Source organism: Bacillus sp. LR--39 (assembly GCF_053613335.1).
Genome location: NZ_JBSIOT010001195.1, coordinates 1 through 604, shown reverse-complemented (window position 1 = coordinate 604; position 604 = coordinate 1). Strand labels below are relative to the sequence as shown.

Genomic DNA, 604 nt, shown 5'->3' with positions numbered 1-604 from the left:
TGTATACGTCTTAGCTCACGACGATGACAGAACGGAACGCCTGGCTGACAACACGAACGCCAACACGATCGGAGCCAAAGAAACAGGTTTCAAGCACGCGGTGGGAAATATCTTCAATAAAAAAGGAGACGAGCTCCGCAATAAAATTCACGAAATCGGTTTTTCTGAAGATGAAGCCGCTCAATTTGAAAAACGCTTAGATGAAGGAAAAGTGCTTCTCTTTGTGACAGATAACGAAAAAGTGAAAGCTTGGGCATAAAGCAAGGAAAAAACCAAAAGGCCAATGACGGCCTTTTGGTTTTTTTGCGGTCTTTGCGGTGGTATTTTGCAGAATGCCGCAATAGGATAGCGGAACATTTTCGGTTCTGAATGTCCCTCCATTTGCTATTATATTTTTGTGATAAATTGGAATAAAATCTCACAAAATAGAAAATGGGGGTACATAGTGGATGAAAAAAGTAATGTTAGCTACGGCTTTGTTTTTAGGATTGACTCCAGCTGGCGCGAACGCAGCTGATTTAGGCCACCAGACGTTGGGATCCAATGATGGCTGGGGCGCGTACTCGAGCGGCACGACAGGCGGATCAAAAGCATCGTCCTCAAA

Annotated in this window: 1 protein-coding gene and 1 pseudogene; both read left to right on the top strand. The window is 44.2% G+C overall.

Annotated elements, in window-relative coordinates; genetic code table 11:
* A partial coding sequence (locus tag ACWHAR_RS29385) for a general stress protein (protein ID WP_452088731.1) occupies positions 1 to 259 on the top strand: 259 nt, incomplete at its 5' end.
* Positions 260 to 449: 190 nt separating this feature from the next.
* Positions 450 to 604, top strand: a pseudogene (locus ACWHAR_RS29380) (pectate lyase); the annotation flags it as partial.